This is a genomic window from Acetobacter sp. DsW_063 (assembly GCF_002153745.1).
In the GTDB taxonomy this organism is placed as follows: Bacteria; Pseudomonadota; Alphaproteobacteria; order Acetobacterales; family Acetobacteraceae; genus Acetobacter.
The window spans coordinates 21,144-29,208 of the sequence record NZ_JOPL01000087.1 but is presented as its reverse complement, the minus strand read 5'-3'; the positions used below and the strand labels follow the sequence as shown (position 1 = coordinate 29,208).

Genomic DNA, 8,065 nt, shown 5'->3' with positions numbered 1-8,065 from the left:
GCCGATGCCGTTGTGATGCAGGCGCGTGCGGTTGAGATCAAGCGCCATTCTCAGCATCAGGTTGCCGTGCTTTTGCATGTGGAACGTGTAGTCGGATTTGATGTCCAGGCCCTGCGTACGGGTGCTCGCACCGTTCGCTAGATAATACGCACTGACGCCGCTGGCGCTGTAGCTGTTCGCAGGAAGGGAGAAGCCCATGTCCTGAATCGCGTCGATGGCGGTCTGGCCGTTGACTGTCCCACCCTGTACGATGCGGTCACGAATGTTGATCTGATAGACGTCAGCTTCGACATGCAGGCCATTGATCGGCTCCAGCACGATACCGCCGCTCTCACTAGTGGAGCGCTCGGGCTTCAGGCCCGGCGAGCCGAGCGTTCTGGCGGCGCTCGAGTTGGCGGCCAGCAGGCCCGAAGCGCCGGTGGGCGACACGTTCATGGCGCTGAAATGCTCTTCGGCCAGGGTCGGGGCGCGGAAGCCGGTGCTGATCGTCGCGCGGACGCCGATGCGCCTGGTGAAGTCGTAGCGCGTCGAAATCTTGCCGTTCTCGGTGTCGCCGACGTCGGTGTAGTGCTCGAAGCGACCTGCGAAATCCATTTCCCACTTCTTGGTGAAGTGGAAATCGCCGTCCATGTACCACGCCCAGATGTCGCGATACCACTTGCCTGCGTTCTGCGGCGCGAGGCCCGCATAGCCCTGCGTGCCGCCCAGAACGTAGGAGTACGGGTTACCTGCCCAGATCTGGTAGGATTCCATGCGCTGCTCCATGCCGAAGGCGAGCGTCATGGGCACGACATGGCCGATGTTGAAGTGGCGGCGGAAATCGAGATTGTTCGTCCACTGCGCCATGTTGTAGCTCTCGGCGCGCGCGGTGGTGGGGCTGGTGCCGCAACCAACGCTGGAATAGTACGAACTCGACGCGTCTGTCGTACAGGTCGAAGCAAGGACGCCGGTATTGATCGTGTTCTTGTTTCCGACTTTGTCATAATCGGCGCCGTACGTCGAAGAGACGTCCCACTCGAAACCAAGGAAATTGTCGCCCTTGGCGCCGACCGTCGCGGCGTAGTCGTTCTCCTCGATCGTCTCCAGAGGCGAGAAGCCGTATGGATAGATTGACTCGGCGACGCCGCCGCCCACGTTCGGCACGCGATAGTTCTCATACGCTTCAGAGTGGCGGTGAGCGTAGGTGATGCTGCCGTAGAACTCGACGTCGTCGTTCAGCGGCTTGCCCCAGTCGAGACCGAAATTCTCACGCGTTTCTTCCGGCGTGCTGCTGATGTGGTTGGAATCGCTTGGGATCGACTGGCCCGTATAGCTCGACGCGCCTGCGTAGGAGGGCTGGTTGATCAGGCGATGATCATGCACGCCATTCACATAGAAATGGTCCGAATGCGACATCTGCCCGAACAGGTGGATATAGCCGTCCTTGCCGAGCTTCATGCCGCCGTCGAGGTTGAGCTGATACTGCCAGCCCGACCCTGCGTAGGCGTTCGCGCCGGTCTGCGCGCTCATGTTGATGCCGTGATCGGTCTTCTTGGTGATGATGTTGATCACGCCCGCGATCGCGTCGGAGCCGTACATCGCCGCCGCGCCGTCTTCCAGCACTTCGATGTGGTCGATCATGTTGGCGGGAATCATGCTGAGATCGACCCCGGTCGCGCCGAAGTTCGGCCCCGAATCCGCGGTGATATTAGCGGTCGTGTGGCGACGCTTCCCGTCGAGCAGCACCAGCACCTGATTGGAACTCAGGCCACGCATATGGATCGATGACACAAGCGCAGCAGCGTCACTGCCCATAGGCTGCACGTTGATCTGGGGATAAGTGCGCGTCAGGGCGTCACCAAGGTTGATCTGACCAGAACGTTGAAGAACAGCGGAAGTCAGGACTGTCACCGGGCTGACGCTCTGACGCGCATGGCGATTGGCGCTGTGCGTGCCGGTTACGATGACGGCTTCGTTGGCGTCATTCGTAAAATGCGCCCGCTTCGCCGGAGCCGCAGCCGGCGTCACGCCACGCGTCTGAGCGGTCGTGCTCGCTGCCGCCGTCGAAGCGGCCTTCGCCTTGACCCCGTGCGCAGATGTTTTGCTGTGGGTTTTCGCGTGGGTCGTCGACGCGGGACGCGTGTCGGCTAAGGCAGACGCGGTGCTTCCCAGCATCGGCACGGTCAGAATAGTGGCGGCGAAAAGTCTGCGTCGAGATGTCATGTTCGGCGGAGGCTCCAGTATCGCGCGGCTTAGGCGCTGCGTCGTTATGGTTGAGATTTACGGTACACAGCGCGCCCGACAAAAGAGAAGATATCGATATCGTGTCATTCTGAACTCGAACTGTTGCTTACAAACAACAGAATCACCCAACAGACGTCGGTGGCATGGACTGGCGTTTATTTCTATATGGAAATATTTACAGGCCCCGAAACAATATTTTGATATCGTAATGTTACTTTGCGATTTATGCGAAGAAATATTATTAAATGTAAAAATTTTTAAGATTTTTTCTGGCGAAAATGAAAATATCATGTCGGAAAATTTACCGCGCCAAAGGCGGAACAGAGCAACACTCAGCCGCGTATGTAACTGCCCTGCATCCGCCTGAGCACAGGCTGAAGGACCAGAAGAACGCAGAACCCGGCGATCGCCAGAAGGGTGAAATCACGGAACAACCGTGCGAACACGCCCCTTACGCTCTCCTGCGACGCAGTTGCGGCCAGATCGTGCAGCGCGAACGCATTGGACAGTACGCCGCCCGCGTACATCGCCGTTCCAAGCGCAATATAAAATAGCGCCGTCGCTACCCCGTTGAAACGCAGAGGCACATATTCAGAGACGACAGCAAGCCCGAGGCTGTTCATCAGCAGGCCTGCGACCGAGATCAACGCATAACCTGCGGTCAGCCCCCAGGGAGACAGCAGCGCCCCGTCCTGACAGCGGATCAATAGCCAGAGCAGCCCGAACGACAGGACGATGAACGAAGAGCCGATCAGATATTTCGTATGAAGCGGAGGCTCCCGACCGATCTTGCCGAGCCGTTGGTACAGACGCGCGAACAACGGCGCCAGCGCCATCGTCAACCCCGCGTTGACCGCAACGAACTGCGCGCCCGACAGATGCGCGATCGTAACACCCCCGACCCGAAAATCGCTCCCGACGTCATGCAACGCAAACAGAATGAAAGTCGAGGTCGTCTGCTCGTCGAACAGGGCGTAGAACATAGCCTGCGCGATCAGAAGTAACGCGATCAGGACGCCCCTCCGCTCCCTCTCGTCACAGCGCGCCCATATCGTCGCCCAAAACACTGGCACCGCGCATGCAGTGACCTGAAACGCGTACCGCCCAAGCCGCAGGTCATTCAGCAGCCAAAACACGCACAGGACGGCGGCCGCGACGACGACCAACCCAATGGCGCCTCTCCAGCGCTGACCACTGTCAGGCTGGCGGTCAGCGCCACTTCGGGGCGCGAATATCCCCAGCACGACCATCCCGACAATGACACAAGACGCACACAGACCGAACGCTGCCGCCCATCCCTCCGTACGCGCGAGCCACGGCGCGACAAGAAACGCCAGCGCAGCGCCAAGATTGACCGCAAGGGCGTACAACGTGAAGAGGCCGTCCGCACGCTCTTCCGGCAACTTAAGGGCGCGCACAAGCGTGGCCACGTTTGGCCGCGTCAGCCCATTCGCCATCGCCACGGCCGCAAGAACGAAGAGAAAATAGCGCTTATCCGTCGCCACACATGCGGCCGCCAGAGCGCACCCCTGCAAGGCCGCGCCGACCAGAGCCGCCGCACGAGCGCCAAACAGCCGCCCGCCGATCGCGCCGCCCAGCAGCGTGCTGGCGTACGCGACCCCGCTGAAACTTCCCGCGATCAGATTGGCGTCGCTCTCCGGCATGTTCAGCGAGCGCGTCAGATATAGCAGCAGCAGGCCCTGCAAACCATAAAAGCCAAAACGCTCGGTGGCTTCGAACATTAAAACGGGAAACAGCGCGCGCCATGGGCGCCCAAGGATCGAAAGCGCCGCGCGGGACGTCATCGCCACTGCCTACGGGCCGCAACCGCTGCCCGACCAGCCAGTTGCGTGCATGCGCAAGTCGCCGGTTCCAGAGACCTGTCGATTTCGAATTTTGCGAAAATGCGCCCCCGAGGCGCCTGCGGAACCGCGCGGCGGACTTTTATCATCGTCTTGATCGGAAACGCCCCGTCGTCATGAATTCATACGAATTTGCAGGAGCGAAGATCGCACGGCGTCGAACCGGCCATCGGGGACCGCATTCGTAGCCCGCACGACAGAAAGTGGATTGTTACAGCGCGTCTTCGCCGCTCTCGCGCGTACGAATACGGATAACCCGAGCCAGATCGCTTACGAAAATCTTGCCATCGCCGATCTTGCCGGTATGCGCGGATTGCAAAAGCGCCTCCACCACCTGATCGACAAGCGCATCAGAGACCGCCACTTCAACCTTGATCTTCGGCAGGAAGCTGACGTGATATTCCGCGCCTCGGTAAATCTCCGTCTGACCTTTCTGGCGTCCAAAACCCTTCACCTCGGAGACGGTAAGGCCCTGAATTCCCAGTGGCGCAAGCGCGTCACGAACGTCGTCGAGCTTGAATGGCTTGATAATAGCCGTGACGAGCTTCATCCCCGATTCCTCCTCATGTTCCACCCCGCGCGTTCAGGCCTTCAAACCAAGGAACCTGACGCGCCCCGCAACCGGGACCGGCGACGGGATAGTATCAAGGCGTGAAGCATGCCATGAGTTCCGCGCGCATGGCAGGCCCGATTTCCAGAACGGGCTCCATAATTCCCCCCTCCGCGACGCCCTGACGCCGCGCGCCGGAAAGGAAAGATCATGACGAGCCCGGATACAGCTTCTCCTGTTTACGCCTGCGCAACAAGTCCGACGCACGTAGACGTATGCGTCATCGGCGCGGGACCGGTCGGGGCGACCCTCGCGTGTCGTCTGGCTCGCGAAGGAATCAGCGTCGGCATCGTCGACCGCGCGCCCCTGCCGCCAATGGAGCACCCCGATTTTGATGGCCGGGCTTACGCCATTGCCGCCGGACCGAAACGCCTTCTCGAGGAAGCCGGAGTCTGGGAGCGCCTGCCACAGACGCCCAACCCGATAGAATCGATTCTGGTGACCGATGGCCGTCCTGGCGAGCCGCCGTCGCCGCTTTCGCTCGAATTTTCGCGCGAGGACGCGACGCAGCCTTTTGGCTGGATGGCCGAAGCACGCGCCCTGCGCGTCGCGCTCAACGCGACGCTGAATGAATCCGCCAACGTCACGCTTCTCGCTCCCGCTGACGTGTCGATCACACGGACCGTGGAAGGCGCGACCGTCACCGCCAAAGACGGGCGCGTCCTTCATGCCCGCTTGATCATCGCCGCCGACGGGCGCGGCAGCCGCACCCGGTCACAGGCCGGCATTCCGATCACCCGCCTGCCCTACGGCCAGAGCGGCATCGTCTGCGCCATCGCCCACGAACTTCCCCACGATAACAGCGCACTCGAGCATTTTCTTCCGGGCGGCCCCTTCGCTCAACTGCCTATGAGCGGCACGGCGGAACACCCGAATCTCTCGGCTGTGGTCTGGAGTGAAAAGGACGAGACCGCCCGTCGTCTTTCGGCCCTCCCCGAAGCCAGCTTCACCCGCGAACTCAAACGTCGGCTCGGCGACCGTCTGGGCGACGTGACCCCGGTCGGGCGGCGCTGGGTGTATCCGCTCGCGGCGCAATATGCGCAGCGCTATACCGCGACACGCCTTGCGCTGGCTGGAGACGCGGCGCACGGCATTCACCCGATCGCCGGACAAGGCCTCAATCTCGGCTTCCGAGACGTGATCGCACTTTCCGAACTGTTGATCGAAGCGCACCAAAAGGGCGAAGATTCGGGTGCCCCGGCGCTGCTGGCCCGTTACCAGAAGCGTTGTCGGCCCGCGAACATGCTGATGCTCGCCGCGACGGACGCACTCGATCGCCTGTTCAGCAACAATAACCCGGTTTTGCGTCTGGGCCGCGACCTCGGGATCGCGGCAGTGCATAGAATGCCGCGCCTGCGACGCGCGTTCGTGCGGCACGCAATGGGCGTGTAGCGCGCGGTTATGTTTTTTGATAAAAGATGACATTTACTGAAAATTCCCATCTGGAGGAATTTTCAGTAAATTATGCGAAAATACCGAACACCGTGCTGCCGCCGTATAGAATGAACGTCACGATCAGATGCTTTCAAATAGTTTCTAGATATCCCGATACTTTCATAAAATTGGCAAAACCAGAAATACTCTAAAAATATCGCAATAAAGAAACGAAAATAACATCGAAAGTTTTGGCGTAAAAATACATTTTATAGTTAAAAAATTTTGTCACACGGCTCCATTTTCGACGAAAAACAAAAAATATTTCTAAATAATTTTAATCTTTTACTGAAACAGCCAAAAGATTGGCGTTACTCCAAAGCGAGGCTCCGTCCCCGGGATCACTCGTCGGCAACGCGCGCATAAGTTGCGAGAGCAGACTACTCAGTTGCGACATGGTCATCGCCGCAGCCGTAGCTGCAACAGCCAAAACACCATCGAGAATAGACACCGTTTGCCCGGCGATAACAGCCCCTCCGTCGGACGCCTGCCCCAACGTTTCTCCCGCCGGGCATATCCCGCGTGCATGAATCAACAGAGACAGCGACGCCGACGGAACAAGAAATGTCGTTCCCGTCGGCACATGACGTGGTCGAGTCCCCCAGACCGCAACCGGCGACGATGACGCAAGAGCGTCTGGGTACAACGCAAGGCCCGTTACGACGCCCCAATCCGCTTCAGCGACCCCAAAACTATACGACAGGGAAGTCGCGGCGCTTCGCGAACCGTCACCCAAAGCGCCAAAGACCACCGGACGCCGGGCATATCCCGCGCCGCTCGCCTCAAGGCCCGTCTCCGGCGGCCCGCCCACGATCAATCCCAGATAACCAACAAAAAAATCCACGCCACCCTCTCTTCACGCCAAAAATGGCCGACCAACGGAGGGAATTATGAACGTCTCCAGAGCAATGTCTGAAACAGGGTCACTCGCGAAAGGGCTGCCCGGTTCACCGACTCACTCGTCCGATGTGGCCAGCGGCCCACCGGCGCGCATCAAAGGCAAGACGCGCGGGCGAACGACTGACCCTTTTGGCGTCGATCAGGGTGACCGACCCCGCTGACGACAGCGTATGCAGCCCGTCCACCCACGGCGCGAACGCGTCTGGCATTGTCAAATGTCCCGTCACGGACGCCGAGAAAATCTCAGGCGTCAGTTCTTCAATAACAAGCAATGACACAGCGCCGCCGTATGTTCGCGTGCAGTCCTGCGTCGGCAGCACGATGCCCTGCGGCGTGACCAGTGGCGTGCCGCCAGGACGCGCCGACGTCAGGTCGCGACGCAATGGATTCCCGGGATGAAGCCGCCAGGGCCCGGCAAAGCGTTCGGCATACGCAGCGCACAGCAAAGACTGTTTTTCAACCGACGAGCCGGGCGGAGAGAAGAACATCCACCAGAGTCCGTCATGCCAGACGGGGGATGCATCGATCGCAGCCACGGGAAACGACCAGTCGGGGACAACTTCCCATTTGTCCGGAAACCGAACTGCGCGATACAGACGCAATGCTCCGGAGCGATAGGCTTCCGGCAACATCCAAATCTCGCCGTCGGCTTCGAAAACAACCGGATAAGACAGATGCCACGGTTCGCTGAGCACGATCTGACGGTCGAGAAGGCGGAAGTCGGAGTCAAACCGCAGGCAGTCGATACGTCCGCGCTTGTCTCGATAATCCAGCGCCTCAGCAAATACATGCAGCACGCCGTCACGCCAGCACCCAAAAGGGTCCGCCAAGAAGCGGAATGACCGTGTTTCGTTGAGCCAGCTGATTTTCCGGCCAGTCAGTGATCCCGCCGCAACCAGATCGGCCATCGGCGCATGAACAACCGCACAACGCCAAAGATCGGTTCGCATGAAAGGCATAACTGATTGCTCCAACGAAGACATGCGCCCGCGTAAGGCCGCGCCCCGTGCGCATTGCCCTATAACACCCGATCAAC

Annotated in this window: 6 protein-coding genes; 1 reads left to right on the top strand and 5 read right to left on the bottom strand. The window is 59.9% G+C overall.

Annotated features, from left to right (window positions below; genetic code table 11):
* The 3 genes from HK28_RS11225 to HK28_RS11215 form a co-directional block, all read right to left on the bottom strand.
* A partial coding sequence (locus tag HK28_RS11225; protein ID WP_086644654.1) for a TonB-dependent siderophore receptor occupies positions 1–2,202 on the bottom strand: 2,202 nt, incomplete at its 3' end.
* 353 nt (positions 2,203–2,555) lie between these two features.
* Positions 2,556–4,028, bottom strand: coding sequence for an oligopeptide:H+ symporter (locus HK28_RS11220; protein ID WP_086644653.1), 1,473 nt, complete (start codon positions 4,026–4,028; stop codon positions 2,556–2,558).
* 268 nt (positions 4,029–4,296) lie between these two features.
* Positions 4,297–4,635: a P-II family nitrogen regulator gene (locus HK28_RS11215; protein ID WP_026397452.1), complete on the bottom strand. Its 339-nt coding sequence runs from the start codon at positions 4,633–4,635 to the stop codon at positions 4,297–4,299.
* 210 nt (positions 4,636–4,845) lie between these two features.
* On the opposite strand from HK28_RS11215, the gene HK28_RS11210 reads away from it, so the two are divergent.
* Complete coding sequence (locus HK28_RS11210; protein WP_086644652.1) at positions 4,846–6,087, top strand: UbiH/UbiF/VisC/COQ6 family ubiquinone biosynthesis hydroxylase; 1,242 nt, start codon at positions 4,846–4,848, stop codon at positions 6,085–6,087.
* 319 nt (positions 6,088–6,406) lie between these two features.
* On the opposite strand, the gene HK28_RS11205 is transcribed toward HK28_RS11210, so the two are convergent.
* Both HK28_RS11205 and HK28_RS11200 read right to left on the bottom strand, forming a co-directional pair.
* Positions 6,407–6,973, bottom strand: coding sequence for a hypothetical protein (locus HK28_RS11205; RefSeq protein ID WP_086644651.1), 567 nt, complete (start codon positions 6,971–6,973; stop codon positions 6,407–6,409).
* A 103-nt stretch (positions 6,974–7,076) separates the two neighbouring features.
* Entirely contained in the window at positions 7,077–7,988 is a 912-nt protein-coding gene (locus HK28_RS11200) for a hypothetical protein (protein ID WP_086644650.1), read from the bottom strand.
* Positions 7,989–8,065 lie beyond the last annotated feature (77 nt).